The sequence below is a fragment of the Curtobacterium sp. NPDC089991 genome (assembly GCF_044748425.1).
In the GTDB taxonomy this organism is placed as follows: domain Bacteria; phylum Actinomycetota; class Actinomycetes; order Actinomycetales; family Microbacteriaceae; genus Curtobacterium.
Genome location: NZ_JBIVGB010000001.1, coordinates 1 through 25,205, shown reverse-complemented (window position 1 = coordinate 25,205; position 25,205 = coordinate 1). Strand labels below are relative to the sequence as shown.

19 protein-coding genes and 1 rRNA gene are annotated in these 25,205 nt (G+C 71.2%); 6 read left to right on the top strand and 14 right to left on the bottom strand.

What is annotated here, in order from left to right; genetic code table 11:
- Nucleotides 1-50: 50 nt before the first annotated feature.
- The 4 genes from ACIPV1_RS00100 to ACIPV1_RS00085 are packed head-to-tail and all read right to left on the bottom strand — an operon-like array spanning nt 51 to nt 3,133.
- The gene (locus tag ACIPV1_RS00100; protein ID WP_402725501.1) at nt 51-266 is read right to left on the bottom strand and encodes a hypothetical protein; all 216 of its coding nucleotides are present in this window, start codon (nt 264-266) and stop codon (nt 51-53) included.
- Nucleotides 253-924 (bottom strand): ABC transporter ATP-binding protein, encoded by a 672-nt coding sequence (locus ACIPV1_RS00095; RefSeq protein WP_402725500.1) that lies wholly within the window; start codon nt 922-924, stop codon nt 253-255. Before ACIPV1_RS00095 ends, ACIPV1_RS00100 begins: the two co-directional genes overlap by 14 nt.
- Nucleotides 921-2,798 (bottom strand): hypothetical protein, encoded by a 1,878-nt coding sequence (locus ACIPV1_RS00090; RefSeq protein ID WP_402725499.1) that lies wholly within the window; start codon nt 2,796-2,798, stop codon nt 921-923. The genes ACIPV1_RS00095 and ACIPV1_RS00090 overlap by 4 nt, the downstream gene beginning before the upstream one ends.
- A gap of 32 nt (nt 2,799-2,830) precedes the next feature.
- Entirely contained in the window at nt 2,831-3,133 is a 303-nt protein-coding gene (locus ACIPV1_RS00085; RefSeq protein ID WP_402725498.1) for a lactococcin 972 family bacteriocin, read from the bottom strand.
- 199 nt (nt 3,134-3,332) lie between these two features.
- Between ACIPV1_RS00085 and ACIPV1_RS00080 the strand changes: the two genes are divergently transcribed.
- From ACIPV1_RS00080 to ACIPV1_RS00060, 5 genes are all read left to right on the top strand, one after another.
- Nucleotides 3,333-4,172 (top strand): ABC transporter ATP-binding protein, encoded by an 840-nt coding sequence (locus ACIPV1_RS00080; RefSeq protein WP_402725497.1) that lies wholly within the window; start codon nt 3,333-3,335, stop codon nt 4,170-4,172.
- Entirely contained in the window at nt 4,169-4,978 is an 810-nt protein-coding gene (locus tag ACIPV1_RS00075) for an ABC transporter permease (protein ID WP_123340280.1), read from the top strand. The genes ACIPV1_RS00080 and ACIPV1_RS00075 overlap by 4 nt, the downstream gene beginning before the upstream one ends.
- Before the next feature lie 29 nt (nt 4,979-5,007).
- Complete coding sequence (locus ACIPV1_RS00070; protein ID WP_402725496.1) at nt 5,008-6,210, top strand: sensor histidine kinase; 1,203 nt, start codon at nt 5,008-5,010, stop codon at nt 6,208-6,210.
- A complete protein-coding gene (locus ACIPV1_RS00065; protein ID WP_123939305.1) occupies nt 6,207-6,839 on the top strand; it encodes a response regulator transcription factor in 633 nt (210 codons plus the stop codon). Before ACIPV1_RS00070 ends, ACIPV1_RS00065 begins: the two co-directional genes overlap by 4 nt.
- Nucleotides 6,840-6,917: 78 nt before the next feature.
- Nucleotides 6,918-8,570 (top strand): DHA2 family efflux MFS transporter permease subunit, encoded by a 1,653-nt coding sequence (locus tag ACIPV1_RS00060; RefSeq protein WP_402725495.1) that lies wholly within the window; start codon nt 6,918-6,920, stop codon nt 8,568-8,570.
- A gap of 204 nt (nt 8,571-8,774) precedes the next feature.
- Here ACIPV1_RS00060 and ACIPV1_RS00055 read toward each other — a convergent pair whose 3' ends face one another.
- From ACIPV1_RS00055 to ACIPV1_RS00030, 6 genes are read right to left on the bottom strand one after another with little or no spacing between them, the layout of a single operon-like run.
- Nucleotides 8,775-10,895: a glycoside hydrolase family 36 protein gene (locus ACIPV1_RS00055; protein WP_402725494.1), complete on the bottom strand. Its 2,121-nt coding sequence runs from the start codon at nt 10,893-10,895 to the stop codon at nt 8,775-8,777.
- Nucleotides 10,892-11,785 (bottom strand): ABC transporter ATP-binding protein, encoded by an 894-nt coding sequence (locus ACIPV1_RS00050; protein ID WP_402725493.1) that lies wholly within the window; start codon nt 11,783-11,785, stop codon nt 10,892-10,894. The genes ACIPV1_RS00055 and ACIPV1_RS00050 overlap by 4 nt, the downstream gene beginning before the upstream one ends.
- Nucleotides 11,782-12,654 carry an ABC transporter ATP-binding protein gene (locus tag ACIPV1_RS00045; RefSeq protein WP_123313058.1) on the bottom strand — a complete coding sequence of 291 codons (873 nt, stop codon included), beginning with the start codon at nt 12,652-12,654 and terminating at the stop codon, nt 11,782-11,784. Before ACIPV1_RS00045 ends, ACIPV1_RS00050 begins: the two co-directional genes overlap by 4 nt.
- Complete coding sequence (locus ACIPV1_RS00040; protein ID WP_402725492.1) at nt 12,651-13,685, bottom strand: ABC transporter permease; 1,035 nt, start codon at nt 13,683-13,685, stop codon at nt 12,651-12,653. Before ACIPV1_RS00040 ends, ACIPV1_RS00045 begins: the two co-directional genes overlap by 4 nt.
- A 12-nt stretch (nt 13,686-13,697) precedes the next feature.
- Complete coding sequence (locus ACIPV1_RS00035) at nt 13,698-14,687, bottom strand: ABC transporter permease (protein WP_111086984.1); 990 nt, start codon at nt 14,685-14,687, stop codon at nt 13,698-13,700.
- A 34-nt stretch (nt 14,688-14,721) separates the two neighbouring features.
- Nucleotides 14,722-16,407 (bottom strand): ABC transporter substrate-binding protein, encoded by a 1,686-nt coding sequence (locus ACIPV1_RS00030; RefSeq protein ID WP_402725491.1) that lies wholly within the window; start codon nt 16,405-16,407, stop codon nt 14,722-14,724.
- Between the two features lie 117 nt (nt 16,408-16,524).
- Between ACIPV1_RS00030 and ACIPV1_RS00025 the strand changes: the two genes are divergently transcribed.
- Nucleotides 16,525-19,173, top strand: coding sequence for a glycoside hydrolase family 2 protein (locus ACIPV1_RS00025; RefSeq protein ID WP_402725490.1), 2,649 nt, complete (start codon nt 16,525-16,527; stop codon nt 19,171-19,173).
- A 276-nt stretch (nt 19,174-19,449) separates the two neighbouring features.
- Here the strand turns inward: ACIPV1_RS00025 and ACIPV1_RS00020 are convergent, their stop codons facing one another.
- The 4 genes from ACIPV1_RS00020 to rrf all read right to left on the bottom strand — a co-directional run bounded on the left by ACIPV1_RS00020 (nt 19,450) and on the right by rrf (nt 25,061).
- Nucleotides 19,450-21,612: an alpha-galactosidase gene (locus tag ACIPV1_RS00020; protein ID WP_402725489.1), complete on the bottom strand. Its 2,163-nt coding sequence runs from the start codon at nt 21,610-21,612 to the stop codon at nt 19,450-19,452.
- Complete coding sequence (locus ACIPV1_RS00015; RefSeq protein WP_402725488.1) at nt 21,609-23,624, bottom strand: beta-galactosidase; 2,016 nt, start codon at nt 23,622-23,624, stop codon at nt 21,609-21,611. Before ACIPV1_RS00015 ends, ACIPV1_RS00020 begins: the two co-directional genes overlap by 4 nt.
- 92 nt (nt 23,625-23,716) lie before the next feature.
- A complete protein-coding gene (locus tag ACIPV1_RS00010) occupies nt 23,717-24,847 on the bottom strand; it encodes an ROK family transcriptional regulator (protein WP_194673255.1) in 1,131 nt (376 codons plus the stop codon).
- 97 nt (nt 24,848-24,944) lie between these two features.
- Nucleotides 24,945-25,061, bottom strand: a 5S ribosomal RNA gene (rrf, locus tag ACIPV1_RS00005).
- Nucleotides 25,062-25,205 lie beyond the last annotated feature (144 nt).

Genomic DNA, 25,205 nt, shown 5'->3' with positions numbered 1-25,205 from the left:
GACGTTGACGGTTCCGGTTCACGATCCCCGACGATCGCGAACCAGAACCGTCAGCGCTCCGGCACGAGAACACCACCGCCCGCCGAGAACGCGGGGCCCTCGGCCTCGAGGACGGCCAGGGGATCGCGGCCGTCCGAGGCGTCCGGCCAGCGCAACCCCGGCGCCACGGTGCCACTCCCCTGCAGGACCCGGGGTGTCCTGCGGATGTGGGTCCCCGCCAGGTGCGCGCCCACCGCAGCTTGCAGCGTGGTCTCACGGACGTCCATGGTCGCTCCCCAGCCGGATGAGTGACCGTTCTGCACCGGCCCACGCGATGAGCGCCGGGTCGTGGGTCGCCACGACGACAGCGCTGCCCGATGCACGCAGCGCGTCGAGACCGCTGCGGACGCGCGCCGCGCTCTCGGTGTCGAGCGACGCGGTGGGCTCGTCGGCGAGGACGAGTCGTGGCCGCTGCGCCAGCACTCGTGCGACGGCCACTCGCTGCTGTTCGCCGCCGCTCATCGTCCCAGCACGAGCATCCCGCCGACCACCGAGCCCGACGATCAGCAGCGCCTCGTCGATCCGATCGCTGAGTGCCGCCCGGGTGACGCCACGGGGCCGCAGCACTCGCAGGTTCTGGGCAACGGTCCACTCCGGCACGACGGCGTGGTCCTGCACGACGAGGCCGATGGTGTCTCGGCGCAGTCCACGCCGCTCCCCCTCGCTCGCCGTGTGCAGGTCAGTGCCGTCGACGACGATCCGACCCCGCGGCGGTCGTTCCAACCCGGCGAGGCAGCGGAGCATCGTGCTCTTCCCCTGTCCGGACGGTCCGCGCAGGGCAAGGGCCTGTCCGGCGCCGAGCTGGAACGTGATGTCGTTCCAGAGCGTCCGCCCGGCGATGTCGTAGCCGATCCCCTCGATGCTGAGTCGCTGGTGCTCGGTCATCGGCGTGGCCTCTCTCGGTGGTGTGTGGCGGCGAGCAGGACGGACAGCGCGACTGCGGTGAGCACGCCGACTGCCCCGGCCGTGCTGGCAGCGAGCAAGGCGCCGCTGCCGGCACCGGTGCCGTCGTCGCCGACGAGTACGGTCACGGCGGTGGTCCCGGCGGCGATGCCGCTCGCGACAAGCACGAACCGCGCGTGCTGCACCGCGGGATGCCGGCCGACCAGGAATCGCAGCCGTGCTGCTCGTCGATGCCGCGTCCGGTGATCGGCGATCAGGGTGGCGGCAGCGAACAGGATCGCGAGCATCGTCCCGGCCGAAGCGGCGAGGATGACGGCGCGGGATGTCCGGACGGCTGCGAGCGCTCGTTCGAGCACGGCACCGACTCGGTTGATCTGCGTGACGACGTCGAGCAGGTCAGCGTCCGTGAGTTGCCGGACGAGCGCGGTCCGGTCGGCGAACCGGACCTCGCCGTTCCGGGTCGCGGTGCCGAGTCGGTTCGGCGGCAGGTCCCGCACGTCGGTCACCACGATGACGGGCACGTCCGCGCCGGTGGTGGTGCGTGGCAGCACCCAATCGATCCAGCGGTCAGCGGCGGCGACGATCGGTGCGGTCGATCCGACGACCTCGGTGTGGATCGGGACGACTCGGGGCGCTTGGTCGTCGTCCACCTCCCAGCCGTCGTCGAAGCTCTCCCGCACGCCGTCGGCGATCGCGTCGACGTCGGTCGCCACCGACTCGGGGACCAGCACGGTGACACCGTCACGGTCGTCCCCGACCAGCTGCTCCGCCCGGTCTCCGGCGACCAGCAGCGCGTCCTGCATGAACGTCGTCTGCGCCAGCTCGGCGGTGCCGGTGGCGAGGGCAGCCAGCGCAACGCGCCCGAACGCGTCCTCGTCGGCGACTGAGGCCATCCCGACGCCCAGGACCACGTCGTCGCCGTCGGCGGCCTCGGAACGCAGCGATCGCTCGAGCTCGGAGGCCGTCCGCCCCTGCTCGACGAGGCCACTCGTGCTCGCGGTCAGGATGCTGACGAGTGCGACACCGCACAGTGCCACGACGGCCGGGCGCCAGACCGGGGCCGCGAGGCTCGTCCACCTGCGGCGGCCGACGACGGAGCAGACGACGTGGAGTCCGACGACACCGACGAAGGCGGCGGGGAGCATCACTCCGGCGAGCCCGACGCTGAACGACCAGATCATCGGCGATGCCCCGCGGACGAGCAAGTAGACGGCGAGCGCCCCGCACACCACCAGGGAACAGACGACGAGCAGCCCCGCTGTCTCGAGGGCTTCACGAGCGGCGATGCGTTTCGGTGACCATCCGGCGAGTCCGCGGAGCCGCTGTCGGCTGTCCCGCCGGTCCGACTCCGCGACCACGGCGATGACGACTCCGAGCGCGATGCACGCCACGATCGCCAGGACGCCGGGCTGCCCGATCACCGCTGGTGCCAGTACGCGGACCGTCGGGGTCGCGTCGACGAACTCGAATTCCGCAGTGCGCAACGCGTCGAGGAAGGCACCGACTTGCACGGCCGATCCGTCGACCGCGTACGACCAGACGATGACGGCGTCACCGATGTCGCTCGCCGGCCGGTCGACGACGTTCCCCCAGAACACCGGCGCTGGGACGGAGCCGGCGAACGAGTACGCGGTGACGGTGTCCGGCGCGCCGGAACGATCCGGCACGACGAGGGCGAGCGACACGTCGTGGTCCTCGGCCAGTTCCGTGAGCTGCTGGATGTGCTCCTGCTTGGTCGGACCGAGCGGCAGGTCGACCATGTCGATCGTCGTCCGGCCGGTGAGGTACCCGCTCGCCTCACCACTCCCGACCACGAACACGATCAGGCCGACGAGCAGGAGCGGTACGGCCGCCACCGCGAGGACGGTGGCGGCCGCGAAGTTCCGGATCAGTAGATCGCCCAGAAGGCCTGGTTGCCCCACAGTGCTTTCGGGCGGCTCACGCCGGCGATCTTGCCCTTCGCGATCCGTCCCGACGACTTGGTCACGCCGGAGGACTTGACCGAGGTGCTGTGGGTGTACCGACGGTTGTCGTAGGCGGAGACGACCTGGTGGCCGATCACGCCGTACGACCACGTGCCGCCGCCACTGGCGGTTGCATCATCCGGAGCAGCCTGTGCGACACCGGCGCCGAGGACACCGCACAGCGTTGCAGCCGCGATGACGGCCGAGAGCTTTCCGAAGCGCTTCATGGAAGGGCCTTTCTGCTGGGGGAACGGGAGGGCCGCGTGGGCCCCGCACCGAGCCAAGCAGAGCAACGCCAGAATCTGAAGTTCCGGATATCTCGAATACGACATGCTTGCGCCCTTCCCACGCCATCCCCCGATCGGAGGATGCAGCACCACCGCCCCCACCGATCCCCCGCGGCGACCCACCGGCCAGGCTGGACCCATGCCCGAGTCCCCCGCCATCGAGGTCCAGCACCTCAGCAAGCAGTACGCCACCGGCAAGGTCGCCGTCGACGACGTGAGCTTCACCATCCAGCCCGGCGAGACCTTCGCCCTCCTCGGCCCGAACGGCGCCGGCAAGTCCACGACGGTCGAGATCCTCGAGGGCTACCGCTCCCGCACCGCCGGCGAGGTGCGCGTCCTCGGTCACGACCCCGCACGGACGAGCCGCAGCCACAACGCACGAATCGGCATCGTCCTGCAGACCAGCGCCGAGTCCCCGAACGTCACCGTCGCCGAGCAGCTGAACCACTTCGCGACGCTCTACCCGAAGCACCGCAGCACCGAGGAACTCCTCGCGGCCGTCGGGTTGACCGACCAGCGCAACACCCGCATCGCCCGACTCTCCGGAGGCCAGCGCCGCCGCGTCGACGTCGCCCTCGGCATCATCGGCCGCCCCGAGGTGCTGTTCCTCGACGAACCGACCACGGGCTTCGATCCCGAGGCCCGCCGGCAGTTCTGGGACCTCCTGCGCCAGGTGCAGTCCGAGGGCACGACGATCCTGCTCACCACGCACTACCTCGACGAAGCCGCCCAGCTCGCCGACCGGGCAGCGGTGATCGCCGACGGGACGCTGCTCGACATCGCGCCGATCGACGAGATCGGCGGCGCCGAAGCCCGCACACCACGGGTCCGCTGGCGCGACGACGCCGGCGACCTCCACGACGAGCGCACGACCGACCCGACCGCGCTCATCCGCAACAGCACCGCGCCCATGCACGACCTCGAAGTCATCCGCCCGTCCCTCGAGGACGTCTACCTCGGAATGGTGGGCCAGAAGTGAACACCGCAACCAGCCGTATCTCGTACGAGATCCGCTCCTACTTCCGCGCCCCCGACGCCGTCTTCTTCACGTTCCTCTTCCCCATCATCATGTTGGCGCTGTTCTCGGTGGCGTTCGCGGACGCCGACCCGATCCGCGCCGTCGCCAGCAACGGGCGACCGATCAGCGTCGACTACGCCACCTACTACCTGCCCGGCCTGGTCGCGACGGGCATCCTGCTCTCCGGCACCCAGTCACTCGGTGTCGACATCGCGACCGAACGCAGCGACGGCACGCTGAAGCGCCTCGGCGGCACACCGCTGCCGGTCCTGAGCTACTTCGTCGGCAAGATCGGCATGGTCCTCGTCACGACCATCGTGCAGACGGCGCTGCTGCTCGGGATCGCAAGCCTGGTGTTCGGTGTCGACCTGCCGACCGACGCGAGCAACTGGGGCGTCTTCGCAGGCGTGATGGTCCTCGGCATCGCCACCAGCTGCGTCCTCGGCATCGCGATCTCGGCACTCCCCCGCGAGGGCCGCCGCGCCACCGCCACGATCGTCCCGATCGTCCTGGTTCTGCAGTTCATCTCGGGCGTCTACCTGCCCTTCACCCAGCTGCCCGACTGGCTGCAGAACGTCGCGTCCGTCTTCCCGCTGCGCTGGATGGCGTCCGGCATGCGGTCCGTCTTCCTGCCCGACGCGTTCGCGTCCGCCGAGCCGGGAGGCGCGTGGCACCTCGCCCTCGGAACGCTCGTGTTGGTCGCGTGGCTGGTCGGGGGCACGGTGGCCTGCGCCCTCACCTTCCGCTGGAACCGCAAGGACTCCTGATGGCGCCGGGCAGGTGGGATGCTGTCGTCATGAGCGGTGAGACGTGGGTGCGCAACCGGTGGTTGCACGTCTTCTTCGCGGGCACGATGCTCCTCACCGCCGTGATCACCGCGCTCGGCTGGTCCCCGTGGTCGACCCGCTGGCCCGCGTACCTCGCGGTCGTGGTCCTCGTCGTGGCGTACATCGCGTACGGGCACCGCGGCTACGACAGCCCCCGAGCCGCCGCCGCGTTCCTGCCGCTCGTCATCGTCGCCGCCCTGGTGCTGCCGGCCGTCGTCCCGAGCACCGCGTTCGTGCAGTGCATCGTGTTCCCGCTGGTGTGGGTGCAGACGCAGCACGTCCGCACCGCGGTCCTGCTGTCCATCGCCGTCGGGCTCGCGAGCGGCATCGGTTTGCAACTGTCGAGCGGCCCGGACGCCCTGGTCAGCACCCTGCTCATCGAGGGCATCAGCGTCATCGGTGCCTGCGCGATGGGCGTGTGGATCTCGAGCGTCGCCGGCCTGTCCGAGGAGCGCCGCCAGCTCGTCGAGGAACTCCGCGCCACCCAGCAGTCCCTCGCCGACGCGAACCGCACCGCGGGCATCGCGAGCGAACGGGAGCGCCTGGCCCGCGAGATCCACGACACCGTGGCGCAGAACCTCGCCGGCATCGTCATGCTCACCGAACGGGCTCGCGGCGACCTGGCGAACGACCGCTCCGATGCGCTGGAAGAACGACTCACCGTCCTCGAGGAGTCCGCCCGCGCCGCCCTCGAGGAATCCCGCACCCTCGTCGCAGCCGGAGCCGCAGGCATGACCCGCGACAGCCTTGCCGGTGCCCTCCACCGCCTCGCCGAACGGCACACCCGCGAAACGGGGACGCTGGTCACGGTCGACGCCTCCGACTGCGTGCTGGACCGCGATGCGCAGGTGGTCCTGCTCCGGGTCGCGCAAGAGGCCCTCTCGAACGTCCGCGCGCACGCCGGCTCTGGCTCGGCGCAGGTCCGTCTGGTCTCCGAGGACGGGCAGACCGTGCTGCGGATCACCGACGACGGCGCCGGGTTCGACCCCGAGCAGCCCACGGGCGGGCACGGGCTGCGCGGGCTGCGGGAGCGCCTCGCCCTCGCTGGCGGCACCTGCACGATCACGAGCGCCCTGGGCCGGGGCACCGTCGTCGAGGCGATCCTGCCCACCGGAGCCGCACCGGGCCTCCCGTCCGCCGTTCGCCACCCCGTGGCGGAGGTGACCCGGTGATCCGCGTCGTGGTCGCCGACGACCACCCGATCGTCCGCTCGGGCATCGTCGCGCTGCTGCAGGACGCCGACGACATCGACGTGGTGGGCCAGGCCAGCGACGGCCGGACGGCGGTGTCCGTCGTGCTGGCCGAGCGCCCCGACGTCGTGCTGATGGACCTCCGGATGCCGGAGCTCGACGGCGATGCGGCGACGGCGGAGATCCTCGCGGCCGAGCCGGGCGTCCGCGTCCTGATCCTGACGACGTACGAGTCCGACGACCAGATCCTCGCGGCGATCGAGGCCGGGGCCACCGGCTACCTGCTCAAGGCGGCCCCGGAGTCCGAGATCCTCGCCGGGGTGCGGGCGACGGCGCGGGGCGAGACGGCACTGGCCCCTTCGGCTGCCGCTGCGCTGGTCCGACGAGCAACGGGTTCGTCGGCCGTGGCTGCTGGCCCGTCGTTGACCCCGCGCGAACTCGAGGTCCTGCAGCTCGTCGCCCAGGGCAACTCGAACCCGGCGATCGGGCGTGCCCTGTTCCTCAGCGAGACGACGGTGAAGACGCACCTCGGCCACGTGTTCGAGAAGCTCGGCGTGAACGACCGCACCCGTGCCGTGACCCGCGCGATGGAGCTCCGCCTGCTCCCGTGATCCCCCGGTGCGCCGGTCATCGGGAGCGGGTGTACCGTCAGGTAGTCAGCATGCTGATCATCTGATGAGGACACGCACATGAGCGCCGCAGCCGCAGCTCCCACCACCACCCTCGATCGCCGTCGGTGGATCGGTCTGGTCGTGATCAGCCTGGCGGTCGCGCTCATCATCGTCGACTCCACGATCGTGAACGTCGCGATCCCGAGCATCGTCGCCGACCTCGACATCGGCTCGACGCTCGTGCAGTGGGTGCAGGAGAGCTACACGCTGGTCTTCGCCGCGCTGCTGCTCGTCTTCGGTGCCGTGGCCGACCGCTTCGGTCGCCGGCGCCTGCTGACCATCGGCGTGATCCTGTTCGCGGTGGCGTCGGTCCTGGCGGCGCTGTCCCCGACGGTCGAACTGCTCGTGGCGTCCCGCGTGCTGCAGGGTGTCGGTGGCGCGATGGTCCTGCCCACCACGCTGTCGATCCTCAACGCGACGTTCACCGGCCGGGAGCGCGGCATCGCCTTCGCGGTGTGGGGCTCCACGATCGGCGGGATGGTGGCGGTCGGTCCGCTGCTCGGCGGCTGGCTGACGACGGACTTCTCGTGGCGGTGGGCCTTCGGCATCAACGTCCCGATCGTGGCGGTCATCCTGGTCGGCCTCGCGGTCGCCGTGCGGGAGTCGCGCGACGCCGAGCACACCGGCCACATCGACCTCGTCGGCGCCCTGCTGTCCGTGATCGCGAGCGCTGCGCTGGTCTTCGGGCTGATCGAGGGTCGCACCTACGGCTGGTGGACTCCGTCGTCGACACCGTTCACGATCGGCTCGTGGTCGTGGGACGGCCCGGTCTCGCCGATCCCCGTCGCGTTCGTGATCGCGATCGCTGCCGGGGTGGCCTTCGTCGTCCGCTCCCGGCGCCGGCAGCGTGCGGGCCGGTCGACGCTCATCGCCCTCGACCTGTTCGGCATCGGCTCGTTCCGGAACGGCTCGATCGCGGCGCTCATCGTGTCGCTCGGCGAGTTCGGCATCATCCTGTCGCTGCCCCTCTGGCTGCAGAACGTCCTCGGCTACTCGGCGCTGCAGACCGGCTTCGTGCTGCTGGCCCTGGCGATCGGGTCGTTCGTCGCGAGCGGGTTCGCGGCCACGGTCGGACAGCGGATCGGGGCGCTGCCGATCGTGCGGATGGGCATCGGCGCCGAGATCGTCGGGGTCGCCGCGATCGGGTTCGTCGTGACCTCGGCGACCCCGTGGTGGGCGATCGTCCCGTGCCTGTTCGTCTACGGCTTCGGCGTCGGACTCGCGACGGCGCAGCTCACCGGCGTCGTGCTGCAGGACGTCCCCGTGGAGCGCAGCGGCGAGGCCTCGGGTGCCCAGAGCACCGCGCGCCAGATCGGTTCAGCGCTCGGCATCGCGGTCCTCGGGACGGTGCTGTTCACCTCGACGGGCAGCATCCTGGAGCACCGCCTGCAGGACGCCGGCGTCTCGACCGCCCAGGCCGAGCAGATCGCCGACACCGTGGTGCAGTCCTCGGGCGGAGCGATCGCCGGCCTCGAGGGGCAGACCCGCGCCGACGCCGCCGAGGCGTTCTCCGACGGCACCCGCGCCGCCGCGTTCTCGGCCGCCGGCTTCCTGGTCATCGGCCTCGGTGCGACCCTGCGGCTCCGCGCCCCGCGCCGCCCCGACGACGACTCAGCAGCCGACGCCGACGCCGAAACCGACGCCGACGCCGACCACGAGACCCGCGCCTGACCGGGGGCCTTCCTGCACCGCTGCTGACGGTTCTGGTTCACGATCCCCGAGGATCCTGAACCAGAACCGTCACCGGCCGGACGCGAACCCGCGTCCCCCGCGCCGTGGACGCGACCACCGACGGGACGGGATGCACGGCGCCTGCCTGCACCGTGCCTCCCGTCCGCTCCGACGCGCGCCCTGCCATCGCGACGCGCGCCCCGCTCAGTGCTCCGCGTCCGCCCCCTCCGGTCGGACGCGGAGCACCCGCGCTGTGGGGGTCGCCCCGCCGTTGGCGACCTCGAGGGAGCCCGAGGCAGCGTCCCACGCCACGGACCACGACCCGAGCGCCGTCGGGAACAGCGGCTCGACGACCACCGCCTGCCCGGCGAAGCCCGGCAGCGGCAACGACACCGATCCCGACGCACCGGGCAGCGACCACACCGACAGGTAGAGGTCCCCGCCGGGCGCGCGCAAGCCGAGCGCGAGCCACGGGTCCTCCCATGCCGGCAGCCCGAGCGGCCACTCCGGCACCGACGACTCGATGACCTCGAGCACTGTCCGGTGTGCGGCGATGGCGTCCCCGACCACCGCACGCTGCGCCGACGACATCTCGTTGAGGTAGCCCGACAGGTACATCCGCCCGAGCACCCCGTTCACGAGCGACAGGTCGAACAGGTCGGGCGACATCGACGGCGCCGGGTAGGCCCAGTTCCCGGCCTGCTCGGGCAGCATCGCGGCGGGGGCAGCAGCCGCGATCGACGCCGACAGCACCGGGTCCTGCTGGTCCGAGGTCGACTGCATGTGCAACCGGGACAGCATCGCGGAGTCGGCGCGCATCGCTCCCGAGGCGCAGTTCTCGATGAGCAGCGACGGGTACCGGGCCTGCACGTCGTCGAGCCAGTCGAGGAGCGCGCGCTGGTGCTCGAGCATGCCGGGAAACGGCCCCGTCATCGTGTTGTAGTCCATCTTGAAGAACGTGACGCCGAGCGACCCGACCAGTCGATCGACTACCGCGTCGAGGTGCGCCCGCGCGGCCGGCGACCGGAGGTCGAGCAAGTGCCGTCCGTGCTCGGCGACCCGTACCCCGTGGTGGTGGACGAAGGCATCGTCCGGCAGGGTCGCGGCCAGCGGCGAGTGGATGCCGATGACCTCGGGCTCGAGCCACAGCCCGGCCTGCATCCCCCGCGACCGGATGTGGTCGATGACGAACCCGAGCCCGGTCGGGAACCGCGACGCGGCCTCCTCCCACGCCCCGACGGTGTCCCACCAGTGCCCCTCGGCGTACCAGCCGGCGTCGATGCAGAACAGGTCCGCTCCGGCGTCGGCAGCGGCGTCGATCAACGGCAGCAGCTTCTCGGTGGTCGGGTCGCCCATGAGCGTGTTCATGTAGTCGTTGAACACGAGCGGCAGGGCGCGATCGGCCTCGCGCACGTGCCGGAACGCCCGACGCTGCGCCGTGAGCACCTCGAACGCCCCACCGACCGAGCCGGCGATCCCCACCGAGACCGGCACGGACACGAACGGCTGCCCCGGAGCCACGACCGCCGTCCACTGGTGCTCCTGGTCGGTCGGCCCGCTCAGCAGCACGTACGCGTGCCGTCGGGTCTCGCCGAGCTCGTACAGCCACGGCCCGTTGTGCTCGACCTGCCAGACCAGCGCGTAGGGCGCAGCACCAGCGGACGCAGCAGGCGTCAGCACGCCGATCGGCAGCGCCTCGCCGGTCGACCACGACCCACGGTTCTGCACGACGGCGCGGCTGCGGGGCGGGTGGTGCTGCGCCTCGCGGTCGATCGCCGCGAGTCCGATCGACCGCAGCGGATCGGTCCGCCACCGGCTCTCGGCAGCCCAGTCGTTGTCCGCGTGCACGAGGACTAGGTCGTCGACGCCGACCCCGGAGTCGGTCAGGAACGCCCCGGTCGCGAACGACGACACGAAGTCCACGACGTGCTCACCGTCGTCGGCGGACACCTCGGTCCACGTCTGGAACGCCGGTGCGTCGGCGCGCGCTCGGAACACCGACTCGACCTGGAGGCCCGTGGCCGCGTCCGCCTGCACGATCCGGAACCACGGATCGGTCGCGTCGTCGGACGCACGCCACGACACGGGTCGCAGTCGCGCCCCGATCGTGGAGTCCACGTGCCGGTACCCGCCCGGGAACCGCCCGTGTCCGATCGTGGTCAGCTCCACCAGGGGCTGCGGGTCCGCCGGCCCATCGAGGAGCGCCCCGTCGGCGAGCGCTCCACCGCTCGCCACGAACGACACGAGGGCGGCCGGCTGGTCGGCGCCGATCCGGAACCGTGCCGAGAAACCCGGGGTGACCCAGTCGGCGAAGACTCCGCTCACCGTGCGCCGACCGGTGCCGGCTCACTCGACACCCACGCGCCGACGCCGTGGTCGTAGCAGGTGGTGTTGTCGATCTTCGAGCGGTCGAGAGCGCTGCCCGAGGTCACCTTGCGGTCGATGCGCTCCGGGTCGGGGGCAGCCTCGGCGAGCAGCCGGGTGTAGTCGTGCTGGGGATTGAGGATCACGGCGTCGGACGGCCCGCGTTCGACGACCCGGCCGCGGTAGAGCACCAGGATCTCGTCGGAGAAGTGGCGTGCGGTCGCCAGGTCGTGCGTGATGTAGAGCACCGCGAGGTGGTCCTCACGCTGCAGGCGGCCCATCAGGTTGAGCACGCTGAGCCGGATCGACACGTCGAGCATCGACACCGGTTCGTCGGCGATGAGCACCTGGGCCCCGGGGGCGAGTGCGCGGGCGATGGCGACGCGCTGCCGCTGCCCGCCGGAGAGCTCGTGCGGGCGGCGGCTCGCGAAGTCCTCGTCGAGGTTGACGCGGCCGAGCAGTTCCCGCACCTTCTCGGCGGTCTCGTCGGCGCCCCGGGCTCGGTGGTGCAGCTGGAGCGGCCGGGCGATGTGGTGCTCGATCGAGTGGAACGGGTTGAGCGACGCGAAGGGGTCCTGGAACACCATCTGCACGTGCCGGCGGTACATGCTGCCGACGACGGGTGTGCCGTCCTCGAGCCGGACGTCGATCGAGCCGCGGGTGGTGCTCTCGAGCTTGGCGAGCATCCGGGCGATGGTGGACTTGCCCGAGCCGGACTCCCCCACCAACGCCACGGTCTTCCCGGGCAGCAGCTCGAACGACACGTCGTCGACGGCGTGCAGGGTGGTGCGCTTCAGGCCCTTGCGGGTGTGGAAGTCCTTGCCGAGGTGGCTGACGGTCACGCTGGTCATCGGATCTCCTCGTGGACTGCTGCCGCGTGGTCGTCGACGCCGGAGCGGATGAACGCGCCGCGCTCCCCCGACAGGCTCGGGAACGACTGCAGCAGCTTCTGCGTGTACGGGTGCTTCGGGTCGTGCTGGATGACCGAGGCCCGGTCGCACTCGACGACCTCGCCGCGCAGCATGATCGCGATGCGGTCGCTGATCTCGAGCAGCAGCGGCAGGTCGTGCGTGATGAACACGACGGCGAACCCGAGCTCGTCGCGCAGTCGGACGATCTCACGGAGGATCTCGCGCTGCACCACGACGTCGAGGGCGGTGGTGGGCTCGTCCATGATCATGATCTGCGGTTCGAGCAGCATGGCCATCGCGATCATCACGCGCTGGCGCATGCCGCCGGACAGCTCGTGCGGGTACGCGGTGATGCGGGACGGGTCGACGCCGACGCGGCTCAGGGCGTCCTCGGCGATCGCGCGCCGTTCCTTGCGGGACAGGTCGCGCCGGTGTTCCTTCAGGGCGTCGTCGAGCTGCGCCCGGATGGTGGTGACCGGGTTGAGGGCGTTCATCGCGCCCTGGAACACCATCGACAGCTTCGACCAGCGCACGGCCCGCAGCTGTTCGTGCGGCAGCCCGAGCAGGTCGATGTCGGTGCCGTCGCGGTCGTGGAACGTGATGCTGCCCGAGGCGACCTTCGCCGGCGGTCGGTGCAGCCGGGTGATGGCGTAGGCCAGGGTCGTCTTGCCGCAGCCGGACTCCCCCGCGAGCCCGAGGATCTCGCCGGGAGCCAGGGTGAGCGACACGTCCTTGACGGCGTGCACGGGGTGTTCGGTCTCGTAGACGACGTCGAGGTGGTCGATCGTCAGCACGGCTTCGGCACTCATCGGACGAACTCCTTCGTGGTGCGTGCGGAACGCGAGGCGCGGGCGGCCCGCTTGGCGCGACGTTCGCGCCGCCGCTGGGCACGCACGTTCGCCAGTCGTGGGTTGATGACCTCGTCGATCGAGAAGTTCACCAGGGACAGGCCCATGCCGAGCAGGGCGATGAGCAGGCCGGGCGGCACGAACCACCACCAGGCGCCGTTCGCCAGCGCGAAGCCGTTCTGGGCGTAGAAGAGCATGGTGCCGAGCGTCGACGAGTTCGACGCCCCGAGGCCGAGGAACGACAGCCCCGCTTCCCCGAGGATCGCGGCGATCACCGCGAACACGAACTGCGACGCCAGGACGGGCAGCAGGTTCGGCAGGATCTCGACGGCGATGACGCGCCAGGGTCGTTCGCCGGCGACACGGGCGGCGGAGACGTAGTCGCGGTTCCGGATCGACATCGTCTGCGCACGCAGGACCCGGGCGGACCCGGCCCACGACGTGATCGCGAGGACGACGGCGATGGTCCAGAGCCCGCGGGCCTCGCGCGGGACCAGGCCGGAGATGACGATGACGAGCGGCAGGCCGGGGATGACGAGGAACACGTTCGAGAACAGCGAGAACGCCTCGTCCATGATCCCGCCCAGGTACGCGCCGAGGATCCCGAAGAACGCGGACAGCACCGTGGCGAGGACGCCGACGATCAGGCCGATCTGCAGGCTGCCGCGCGTGGCGTAGGCGAGCTGGGCGAGGACGTCCTGCCCGGTCTGGGTCGTCCCGAGCAGGTTCTCGCCGCTCGGTCCCTGCAGCCCGGAGTCGCGGATGGTGGTCGGGTCGCCGACGAGCAGCGGCCCGAGGACGCCGAACAACGTGACGCCGGCCACGAGGGCGATGCCCGTGATCAGCCACGGGGTCAGGGTCGGCAGGAAACGGCGGATGCCGCCCTTCGGTCGTGTCGCGCGAGCCGTGGCGATGCTCCGCGTCGACCCGGCGTCGGCCTCTTCGGCGAGTGCGCCGATGGTGGGTTCGGTGTCCTGCTGGATGTTGGTCATGGCGTGTCCTCCCTAGCTCCGCGCCCGCGTCCGCGGGTCGATGAGCCCGTACAGCAGGTCGACGACGAGGTTCGCGCCGAGGACCGCCAGGGTGATGAACAGGAAGATCCCCTGCATGAGCGCGTAGTCGTTGTTGGTCACGGCGGACAGCAGCTTCGACCCGATGCCCGGGTACGAGAACACCTGCTCGGTGACGACGGAGCCGGACACGATGAACCCGAGGGAGATCGCGAAGCCGGCGACCGAGGGCAGGACGGCGTTCCGGGCGGCGTAGTTCCGCAGGATCTTGCCGTCGGACAGCCCCTTGGCCTGGGCGGTGGTGATGTAGTCCTCGGACAGCGTCGACACCATCATGTTGCGCATGCCGAGCAGCCAGCCGCCCAGCGATGCGAGCACGATCGTCACGGCCGGCAGCACCCCGTACTGGATCGCCGAGGCGATGAAGTCCCAGTTGAACCCCGGCGTCAGGATGACGTCGTAGCCGCCCTGCGCCGGGAACAGGTGGATGCCGGTGGCGAAGAAGTACACCAGGATCAGCGCGAGCCAGAAGTACGGCACCGCGGCGAGCAGGGTGGTGGCCGGCACGAACGAGTCGAGCCAGGTGCCCGGACGCCAGCCGACGAAGGCGCCGAGGCCGACGCCGATGATGGCGGCCAGGATGGTGGCGATGCCGACGAGGGCGATGGTCCACGGCAGCGAGCTCGCGATGACCTCGGTGACGGGGGCCGGGAAGTAGCTGACGGACACCCCGAGGTCACCGCGGAACACGTTGACCAGGTAGTGGCCGTACTGGGAGATCAGCGGCTCCGAGGAATCGCCACCGAGGAGCAGCTCGTACGCCTGCCGTGTCGCCGGGGTCACCTGCCCGCCGCGCTGCTGGAGCTTGGCGAGCAGGATGTCCACCGGGTTCCCGGGCAGCAGCCGCGGGATGATGAAGTTCAGCGTCAGTGCCGCCCACAGTGCGACGATGTAGAAGCCGATCTTGCGCAGGAAGTAGGTCATCGTCGAGTGCTCCTCGGTCGCGATCCCATCGTGGTCAGCCCTTCGCCGGCTTCAGCGCCTTGAAGATCTCGGCGTTGTCCGGGCTCGCCCAGACGGCCGGGAAGGCGTAGAGGTCGTCCTTCGTGGGCCAGCCGGTGAACTTCGCCGCGTGGAACTCACTCGTCGTACCGCCGGTCATCACCGGGATGTACGGCAGGTCCTCGACGATGTGCTGCTGGATCGTGTCGAGCTCCGGCTGCGTCGCGGCGGTGTCCTCGGGGTTGATCGTGGCGAGCTTCGCGATGGCCTTGTCCACGTCGGGGTTGCTGTACCGCGAGATGTTCATCGGGGCTGCAGCACCGACCTTCGCGGTGTTCGCCGTCGTGAAGTAGTTGTTGTACAGGTAGTAGGGGTTCGCCGTCGGGCCCTGGCCGAGCGAGTCGATCGCGAGCTCGAAGTTGCCCTTGGTCTTCTTGTCGGTCCACTCGTTCCACGACGACTGCTGCGCCTTGAGCTCGATGCCCGCGGCCTTGAGCTGCTGCGTCATCGTGTCGATCGCGGTGATGTAGTCGGTCCAGCCGGTGACGACCTCGACGGTCAGGGACAGCTTCTTGCCGTCCTTGGCGTAGATGCCGTCTGAGCCCTTCTTCCACCCGGCGCCCTCGAGCGACGACGCGGCGGCGGCCTTGTCGGCGGTCTCCGGCATCACGGCCGGCTCGATGTCCTTCGAGATGGTGTCCTTCTGCGTCGTGGTGAGCGCGAAGGTCGGCGAGATCTCGCTCGCGGTGTTCTCGAACGCCAGCGAGTTGAGCTGCTTGCGGTTGATCGCGTCGGCGATGGCGTGCCGGACGGCCGGGTCGGTCTGCGGGCCGGTGCAGCCGAGGTCGGTGTTCGCGCAGGTGAGCAGCGCCATCTGGTTCTGGCCGACGGTGATGCCGTCGTAGCCGTTGTAGTTGCCGGCGATGTCGTCCATGTTCGGCACCGGGCCGGTCTGCCAGTCGATCGAGCCCTGCTTGAGCGCGTCGGCGCCGGCGGTGTTGCCGGAGAGCGACAGGTAGCGGATGGTCTTCACGGCGGGGGCGCCGTCCCAGTACTTCTTGTTCGCCTCGAGGGTGAAGGCCTGCGCCTTGAAGGTGCCGAGCGTGTACGGACCGGTGCCGACGGGCTCGCGCACGACGTCGGTGGTCGGGTCGATGTCCTTCCACAGGTGCTCGGGCACGATCCAGGTCTTGCCGAGCAGGTTCGGGCCGAGCACGAACGACGGCTTGTCGAAGGTGACGACGACCTTGGAGTCGCCGTCGGCCTTCGCGGTGCCGTCGTAGCCGATCGAGTTGAGGGCCTTCTGCTTCCTGAGCATGTCGAGCGTGAACACGACGTCCTTCGAGGTGAAGGGCTCGCCGTCGCTCCAGGTCGCCCCGTCGCGCAGTGTGATGGTGAGCTGCGTGCCGTCGGTGTTCCACTCGTACGACTTGCCGAGCAGCGGCTTCGGGTCGTTCGTGTTGACGTTGGTGATGAAGAACAGCGACTCGTAGATCGTGCCGACGCCGCCGATGTTCGACGGTGACCACGGGTTGAAGTTGATCTGGTAGTCGCCGGACTGTCCGGTGTAGGCGACCAGGGTCGAGGCGGCGTCGTCCTTCGTGCTGGCGTTGCCGCTCGCGCTGCAGCCGCTCAGCGCGAGGCCGGCGGCGAGGAGGACGGCGGCGCCGATGGCGAGCCGTGAACGGGTTGGGTTGAACATCGTTGTCCTCTCGGTCTGCGTCGTCGCAGGATCCACGTTGTGAGCGTGATTGTTACACGCGTAAACTAAGGCGGTCAAGGGGTCGGGTCACGGCCCCGTCACGATTGAGGAGACGCAATGGAGCGGACCACCCTGGACGGCACGTGGACGGTCGAGGCGGTGCACGGCCCGGCGCAGGCCGACGCGCACCGGGAGCCGGTCGCCGCGATCGTCCCCGGCTGCGTGCACACCGACCTGCTGCGGGCGGGCCGGATCCCCGACCCGTTCGACGGCGACAACGAGGCCGCGACCCAGTGGATCGGCGACACGGTGTGGCGGTACCGCCGCACCTTCGCGTGGTCGGGCGAGACCGGCACGGCCCCGACCACGCACGCCCGCCACGACCTCGTCGCCGACGGACTCGACACCCTCGCGACGATCGAGCTGAACGGCATCGTCGTCGCCACCACCGCGAACCAGCACCGCGCGTACCGGTTCCCCGTCGGGCACTTGCTGCGCCCCGGCACGAACGAGCTCGTGATCACCTTCGACGCCCCGGTCCCCGCGGCCGAGCGACTATCCGCCCTGCACGGCGGCGAACTCCCTCACGTCAACCACCACCCGTACAACGCACTGCGCAAGAACGCGTCGAACTTCGGCTGGGACTGGGGCATCGACGTCGCCACGAGCGGCATCTGGAAGTCGATCGGCATCGAGTCGTGGAGCGGCGCCCGCATCGCGGCCGTCCGCCCGCTCGTCGACGTCGACGGCACCACGGGCGTGCTCACCGCGCACGTCGACGTCGAGTCCGCAGGTTCCACCGGGGCCTTCTCCCAGCACATCGGGTCGGCTCCGGTCGCAGGGGTGTCCGGTCGGGCCGGCCTGGAGGCGCGGGTCACCCTGACCCCGCACGTCACCCCCGGCGGGGCCGACGGCCACGGCGCCGCCCTGGCCGAGCAGAGCACGTCCGCCCCCGGCGCGAGCGGCACCGAGGCGGCGGCGATGCCCGTCGGGTCCGGCACCGTGCCTCCCGGCCGCCCGTCCGTGCCGGGCGCGACGTCCGTCACCAGCGTGCGCGCCGTCGTCGACGGCTCCGCCGTCGTGCGGCTCGAGGTTCCCGACGTCGCCGTCTGGTGGCCGCGCGGCGAGGGCGACCAGCCGCTGTACGACATCCGGGTCGAGGTCGGCGACGACGTCTGGACCGGCCGCGTCGGGTTCCGCACCGTGACGCTCGACACCGCCGCCGACGCCGGCGGAGCCCCGTTCCTGCTCCGGGTGAACGACCGACCCGTGATCGTGCGGGGCGCGAACTGGATCCCCGACCACGCGTACCTGACCGAGATGACGCCCGAGCGCTACGCCGACCGGATCGACGACGCGATCGAGGCGAACGTCAACCTGCTCCGCATCTGGGGCGGCGGGATCTACGAGTCCGACGACCTGTACGACCGCTGCGACGAGCTCGGCGTGCTCGTCTGGCAGGACTTCCTGTTCGCCTGCGCCGCCTACGCCGAGGAGCCCTGGCTCGCCGACGAGGTCGACCCCGAGGTCCGCGGGGCCGTCACCCGCCTCAGCCCGCACCCGTCGCTCGTGGTGTGGAACGGCAACAACGAGAACCTCGTCGCGTACGCCGAGTGGGGCTGGCGGCCGTCGCTCGTCGGCCGGACCTGGGGCAACGGCTACTACCGTTCGCTGCTGCCCGCGATCGTCGCCGAGCTCGACCCGACCCGTCCGTACACGCCGGGCAGCCCGTTCTCGTTCGACGAGTACCTGACGCCGAACGACGAGCGGAACGGCAGCGTGCACATCTGGGACGTCTGGAACCGGCTCGACTACCGCGCCTACGCCGACTGGAACCCGCGGTTCGTGGCGGAGTTCGGGTTCCAGGGGCCGCCCGCGTGGTCGACCCTGACCGCGGTCGTCCACGACGAGCCGCTCGACCCCGACGGCCACGAGATGCTCGTGCACCAGAAGGCCGACCAGGGCAACCGGAAGCTCGCCGACGGCATGCGCGGGCACCTGCCGTCGCCCACCTCGATCGAGGACTGGCACTGGGCCGCGCAGCTCAACCAGGCGCACGCGATCCGCTTCGGCATGGAGTGGTTCCGGTCCCGCACGCCCGACAACACCGGGATGATCGTCTGGCAGCTCAACGACGACTGGCCCGTGGTGTCCTGGGCGCTCGTCGACCACGCGGGCATCCGGAAGCCCGTCTGGTACGCGGTGCGGCAGGCCTACCAGCCGGTGCTGCTCACGGTGCAGCCGTCTGGTGACAGTGGGCTCGAAGTCGTCCTCGTGAACGCGTCCGGGGCGCCGGTCGCCGACGAGGTCACGGTCTCCCGCGTCGCGTTCGACGGCACGGTGCTCGACTCGTCGTCGTTCTCGCTCGCCGCCGCACCCGCCGACGCCGACCGGGTCACGCTGCCGGCCACGCTCGCCGTGCCCGGGGGCGCCGGGTCCGAGGTGCTCGTCGTCACCGGAGCAGGAACCCGCACGGTGTTCGACTTCGCCGAGGTCGTCGACCAGGTGCTCGCCCGCGCACCGCTGTCCACGTCGGTCACGGGGACGGACGACGGGGCGGTCGTCACGGTGACGGCGACGTCCTACGCGCGGGACGTCTCGCTGTTCCCGGACCGTGTGGACCCGGCCGCTCGGGTCGACGACGGGTTGGTGTCCCTGCTCGCCGGCGAGTCGGTGACCTTCACGGTGACGGGTGCGCCGGGCATCGACCCCGAGGCGCTCGTCGGCCCGCTCGTCCTCCGCCACGCGGGCTCGCTCCTCCCCTGACGAGCCCCGCGCCCGGGCGGGGACGGGTTCTGCCAACGGCGTGACGGTTCTGGTTCACGATCCTGCGAGATCGCGAACCAGAACCGTCAGCGCACCAGTGCGGCCGCGCCGTCCCGCCGAGCGGGCGAAACACCCGCGTGTGCACGCCACGAACCGGGATGTTCCGCCCGCTCGCCGGCCGCGCCTGCCCGACCACGGCCGACGGCCGACGCCAGCCGGCCGTCGGCGGCCGGCAGGCCGACGGCGGGCAGGCCGACGGCGGCAGGCAGGGTCGCGTCAGTCGAGGGCGTGCACCTCGAACACGATCGCGGTCGCGGGAGCCAGCAGCGGCAGCCGCGCCCCGACGTCCTCGAGCACCGCACCCGACAGCTCCAGGTACCCGCGCACGAGCCACGCCGGCGGCACCATGTCGAGTCCGTGCGGCACCCGCAGCCCCGTGACGGGGGCGAGCCGGTAGCGCCGCGCCCGGTCGAGCCCCCGCATCCGCAAGGGCACCGGCAGCGACTGCGGCCCGGTCTCGGTCCGTGCGACCCGCACCAGCGCCCGCGACCGGTCGACGGCCACGACCGAGGTCGCCACGAGCCCGGGGTCGCCGAGCTCCAGGTGCCGCAACCGGCCGGTGTGCAGCAGCCCGCGCTCCCGCTTGTACAACGCCGTCCACGCGCGCAGCCGGTCGAGCTCCGCGGGCGCCAGTCGGGTGACGTCGGTCTCGATGCCGGCGGAGCCGAACAGCGACACCGCCATCCGGAAGTCCAGATCGAGGTGCCGGCCGGTGGTGTGCGAGACCTCGGGGCCGACGTGCGAGCCGATCAGCTCGAGCGGCAGCAGTGCCTCGGTCCAGCGCTGGATCGGCAGGCGTTCGAACGCGTCGTTCGAGTCCGACGGCCACACCCGGTCGGTGCGCTCCAGCACGCCGAGGTCCACCCGGGCGCCGCCGCTCGCGCACGCCTCGATCTCCAGCCACGGGTGCCGGGCGCGCAGGGCGTCCATCAGTGTCCAGACCCCGCGGGTGTGCGCGTCGATGCCGGCACGTCCGGCGTGGACCGCGTGCACGATGTCGCGGTTCTGGTCCCACTTCACGAAGTCGACGTGGTGTGCCCCGATGACGGCGGACATCGCCTCGAGCACGTACGCCCGTGCGAGTGGGTTCGCCATGTCGAGCACGTACTGGTTCCGCCAGGTGCGGACGTCGTCCTCGGGGCGCTGCAGCAACCACTCGGGGTGCGCCGCCGCGAGCTCGGACACCGGGCTCACCATCTCGGGTTCGAACCACAGCCCGAACTCCATGCCGAGTCCGCGGACCCGGTCGACCAGCGGCCCGAGGCCGTCCGGCCACACCGTCGGGTCGACGCGCCAGTCCCCCAGCGACGTCGAGTCCGAGCGGCGCCCGAGGAACCAGCCGTCGTCGAGCACGAACCGCTCGACGCCGATGTCCGCGGCGGTCTCGGCCAGTGCGACCAGGGGCGCGAGGCCCTGCCGGTAGTAGACGGCCTCCCACGTGTTGAGCACCACCGGCCGGGGGCGCTTCGGGTGACCGGGGCGGCTGCGGAGCGAGTCGTGCAGCCGGTCGGACAGGCCGTCGAGCCCGGCGTCGCTCCAGACGAAGACGGCGTCGGGCGCGGCGAAGGACTCCCCCTGCCCGAGGACCACCTCGCCGGCGCGCAGGAGTTCCCCGGCACCGAGCAGCGGTCGCGCCTCGGCGAGCAGGTCGTGGCGGTGCACCGAGTCGGCGCTCCAGGCCAGGTGCACGGCCCACACCTCACCGGAAGCGTCCGAGAACCCCGGCGTCCCGAGCACGAGCAGCGTCGGGGCGTCGTGGCCGGTGCGACCGCGGCGGCTCTCCCGCGCGTGGCTGCCGGCGGTCAGGGTCCGCCGCTGCGGGGTGCGCTCCCGGGTCCAGCGTCCGGCCAGGTCGAGCACCTCGCCGACCCGTTCGCCCACGGGCAGCGTCGCCTCGAGTGCCTGCAGGTGCACGGGCACGGCGGCCCCGTTGGTCACGGTGTGCCCGACGCGCAGCACCCCCGCGGCGTCGAGCCGGAAGGCACTCCGCAGCAGCAGTTCGTCGGACACCGCGGTCACGACCAGCACGCCCGGTTCCGCGGTCACCTCGACGTCGCGCCACCGCGGCACGAGCGGCAGCCCGTCGACGTGCCCGGCGATCGCGGGTCGTCCCTCCCACCCGTCGCGTTCGGTCGGCAGCACGGTCAGTGGCCAGGCCGCATCGAGGGCGCTCGGTCCGAGCGGCCGTCCGAGCGCGAGCAGCAGTTCGGCGCCGTCGCCGTCCGTGACGGGTCCGACGTCGCGGCCCCAGTGCAGCACCTCGGGCAGTCCGTCGTCGGCGGTCGCCAACACGAGCGACACCCCGCCGCCGCGCAGGACCTGCACCTGCCGTCCGTCGAGTGCGCGCGCCGGCGCCGGGTCGCGGTCCACGACGGTCACGACGCACGCTCCTCGCGCAGGACGCGGACGCGACCGGCGGGCACGACGGTCTCCGGCCCGTGGCCGGAACCGTCGAACAGGTCCGTACCGGACGCGACGACCGTCACGTCGTCCGCGCGGTGGTTGACGAGGAACAGGAACACGGAACCGTCGTCGTGGACGCGGCGCACCGCCTCCAGGCCGGGAGGCGCGGTGACCGTCCGCGGGAGCGCGCGCTCCTCGATGACCCGGTCCACGAGCCGCTGGGTGCTCTGGGCAGGCAGCATCGCGGACACGTACCAGGCGCCGCCGCCGACGGCGCGGCGGGTGACCGCTGCGCGGTCCGCGAGCGGACCGTCCGTGTACCGGAGCACGACATCGGCGTCGTCGACCACCACGGCCTCGGCCCAGTCGGTGACGGTCCCGCCGTCGTCGAGCGTGCGGGTCTCACCGCGCTGCAGCGGGGTGAACTCCTCGCTCCAGGCGCCGAGCACCTGCCGGAACGCGCCCGGGTAGCCGCCGGCGCGGATGCGGGCGGTCTCGTCGGCGACGCCGGACAGGTACGTGACGATGAGGGTCGCGCCGCGGTCGACCACCGCGGCGATCCGTGCGGCGGTGGCGTCGTCGACGATGAGCATCGTGGGGAGGACCACCACGTCGTAGCCGTCGAGGTCGGCGTCCGAGGGCACGACGTCGGTGAGCACCTGCCGGTCGTGGAACGCGGCGTACCAGGCACGGAGCTCTCGCGAGTACCGCAGCGCTCGGTGCGGCTTCAGCCCGGACTGCAGTGCCCAGCCGGACGGCTCGTCGACGACGATCGCGACCCGGGCCGGTTCGACGCGGCTGCCCTGCACGGGGGCGAGGTCGCGGAGTGCCCGGCCGAGCGCCACGACCTCGCGCCAGATCCGGGTGCGGGTACCGGCGTGCGGGACCATCGCGGAGTGGAACTGCTCGGCCCCCGCGGTGGACGCCCGCCACTGGAAGAACAGTGCGCCGTCGGACCCACGGGCGACGTGCACGAGCGAGTTCCGCAGGATCTCGCCCGGTTCCTTCGCCCGGTTGCGTTGCTGCCAGCTCGGGCCGCCCGTCGAGTGCTCCATGAGCAACCACGGGGTGCGGCCGGTGGTGATGCCGCGCATCCGGTCGGCGGCGAGGGCGAGGTCCTGCTCGCGGTGCGGGTCGTCGACGAGCGTGTAGTGGTCGTTCGCCGGGATCGCGACGTGCTTCGCCCACGCGGCGTAGTCGACGACCTGGGAGCCCGCGCCGACCATGAAGTTCGTGGTGACGGGGACGTCCGAGTGCTGCTCGATGACGGCCTTCTCGGCGTCGAAGTGGCGGAGCAGTGCGTCGGACGAGTACCGCTCGAAGTCCAGGAAGAGGCCGGGGTTCGGTGCGCCGCCGACGCCACGCGGGGGTGAGACCTCGTCGAAGGACGTGTAGGTGTGCCCCCAGAAGGCCGTTCCCCACGCGGCGTTCGCGGTGTCGACGTCCCCGTACCGGTCGGCGAGCCAGCGCCGGAAGTCCGCTGCCGACTCCTCGCAGTAGCAGCGGCCGTTCCCGCCACCGAGCTCGTTGCTCACGTGCCACAGCCGCACCGCGGGGTGGCGACCGTAGCGTTCGGCCAGGGCACCGACGATCCGCAGGGCGTGCTCGCGGAAGACCGTCGACGCCGCACACCACCCGAGGCGTCCGCCCGGGCGCTCCCGTCGCTCCGTGGCGTCCACCGGAAGGACCTCGGGGTGGGCGGTCAGCAGCCAGTTCGGCGGGGCGGCGGTCGGCGTCGCGAGGTCCACGGCGATGCCGTTGTCGTGCAGCAGGGCGATGACGTCGTCGAGCCAGTCGAAGGTGTACTCCCCCGGCGACCGCTCGAGCAGCGCCCACGAGAAGACCCCGATCGTGACCAGGTTCACCCCGGCTTCGCGCATCAGGCGGACGTCCTCGAGCCAGACCTCGCGCGGCCACTGTTCAGGGCTGTAGTCGCCGCCGAACGACAGGCCGTCGGTCGGCCACGGGGCGGTGGGGGCAGCGGTCACGGCATCTCCTTCGATGGGTGGACCGCACCAGCCTCCCGTCTCCGACGGTGTTTGTCAACGTGTGTAACTAACGCACTGTCAGTGGTGCCGCATCAGGTCTCCAGCAGCTGCCGGATCGCGAGGACCGCCCCCGCTCGCGCCCACTCCGAGAACTCGAACGGCTGCACCTCGACGGTCACCGGCTGCCGGTACGGCGCCAGGGCCGCACGGAGCGACTCGTCCACCGTGGTCCGTGCCAGGTCGTACACCGGCAGCCCGTCCCCGGTCAGGACGATCGCGGCAGGGTCGGCGATGTGCACCGCAGTGGCCAGGACGACACCGAGTGCTCGTCCGGCGTCCTCGAACGCCGCCATGGCCTGCTCGTCACCGTTCCGCGCGAGCTCGACGACCTGCTCGTACGACGATCCCTCGCGCCCGGCGTTCCGCACGATCACCGGACTCGGCAGGTAGCTCGAAGCACACCCCGCGTGCCCGATGCCGCAGTCGGGCCCACCACCGAGGACCGGCAGGTGCCCGATCCGACCGAGTCGTCCGTGCTCGCCGGTGGAGACCTGCCCGTTCACGATGAGCCCGAGACCGAGCCCCTCGCCCACGGTCACCAGGGCCATCGACCCGCGGCCGGCGCCGGCACCGAACCAGTGCTCCTTGACGGTCAGGGCGTGGACGTCGTTCGCCGTGAAGGCTGCGAGCCCCGTTCGCTCCCGGACCATCCGTGCGAACGGGACGTCGGTCCACCCGAGGAACGGCGACGACGCCACGACGGCCTCTCCGCCCCGGGTGAGGACGTCACCGGGCAGGGAGACCCCGACGGCGCAGATGGCGGGGTGCACGGCACGGAGGCGCTCGTGCACGGTGCTGATCTGGTCAGCCAGGTCCTCCGGCACGGTCGAAGGGACGGTCTCCTCGTGCAGCGCGAGGACACGTCCGCCCAGGTCGGTCACCGCGGCGTACAGGCGTTCGCGGGTCAGCTTGACGCCGAGGAACTCCCACTGCCCGGAACTCGACTGCAGCAGCTCCGACGGCCGACCGGTGGCCCCACGCACGTCGGTGCCGACCTCGACCACGAGCCGGTGTGCCACGAGGATCCGCATCGCCCGGGTCAAGCTCGCGCGTGACAGCCCGAGCGACCGCGCGATCTCCGCCCGCGAGAGCGTCCCGTGGATGAGGATCTCCCGCAGTGCCAAGCGGGAACCCTCGGGCAGTGCCGGCCAGGCTTCGGTCATCGTTCCTCCGTCGTCGGCTGATCCTACGGCTCAGCCCGGAAACGCAGAAAACCCCTGACCAGTGCTGGTCAGGGGTTCCCTGGTGTTGCAACGTTAAGTCCGGCGGCGTCCTACTCTCCCACAAGGTCCCCCTTGCAGTACCATCGGCGCTGAGAGGCTTAGCTTCCGGGTTCGGAATGTGACCGGGCGTTTCCCTCTCGCTATGACCACCGGAACACTTTCGACCATGATTCTGGTCTCAAACATGTTCCGGCTGCTGCCCACGAATGGGCAGAGCGGTGTATTCAGTTTGATTCCCGATCGTCTGTCGGGAACCACAAAGTGGACGCGAGCCCGTGCAACAAGTGCACGGAAATCA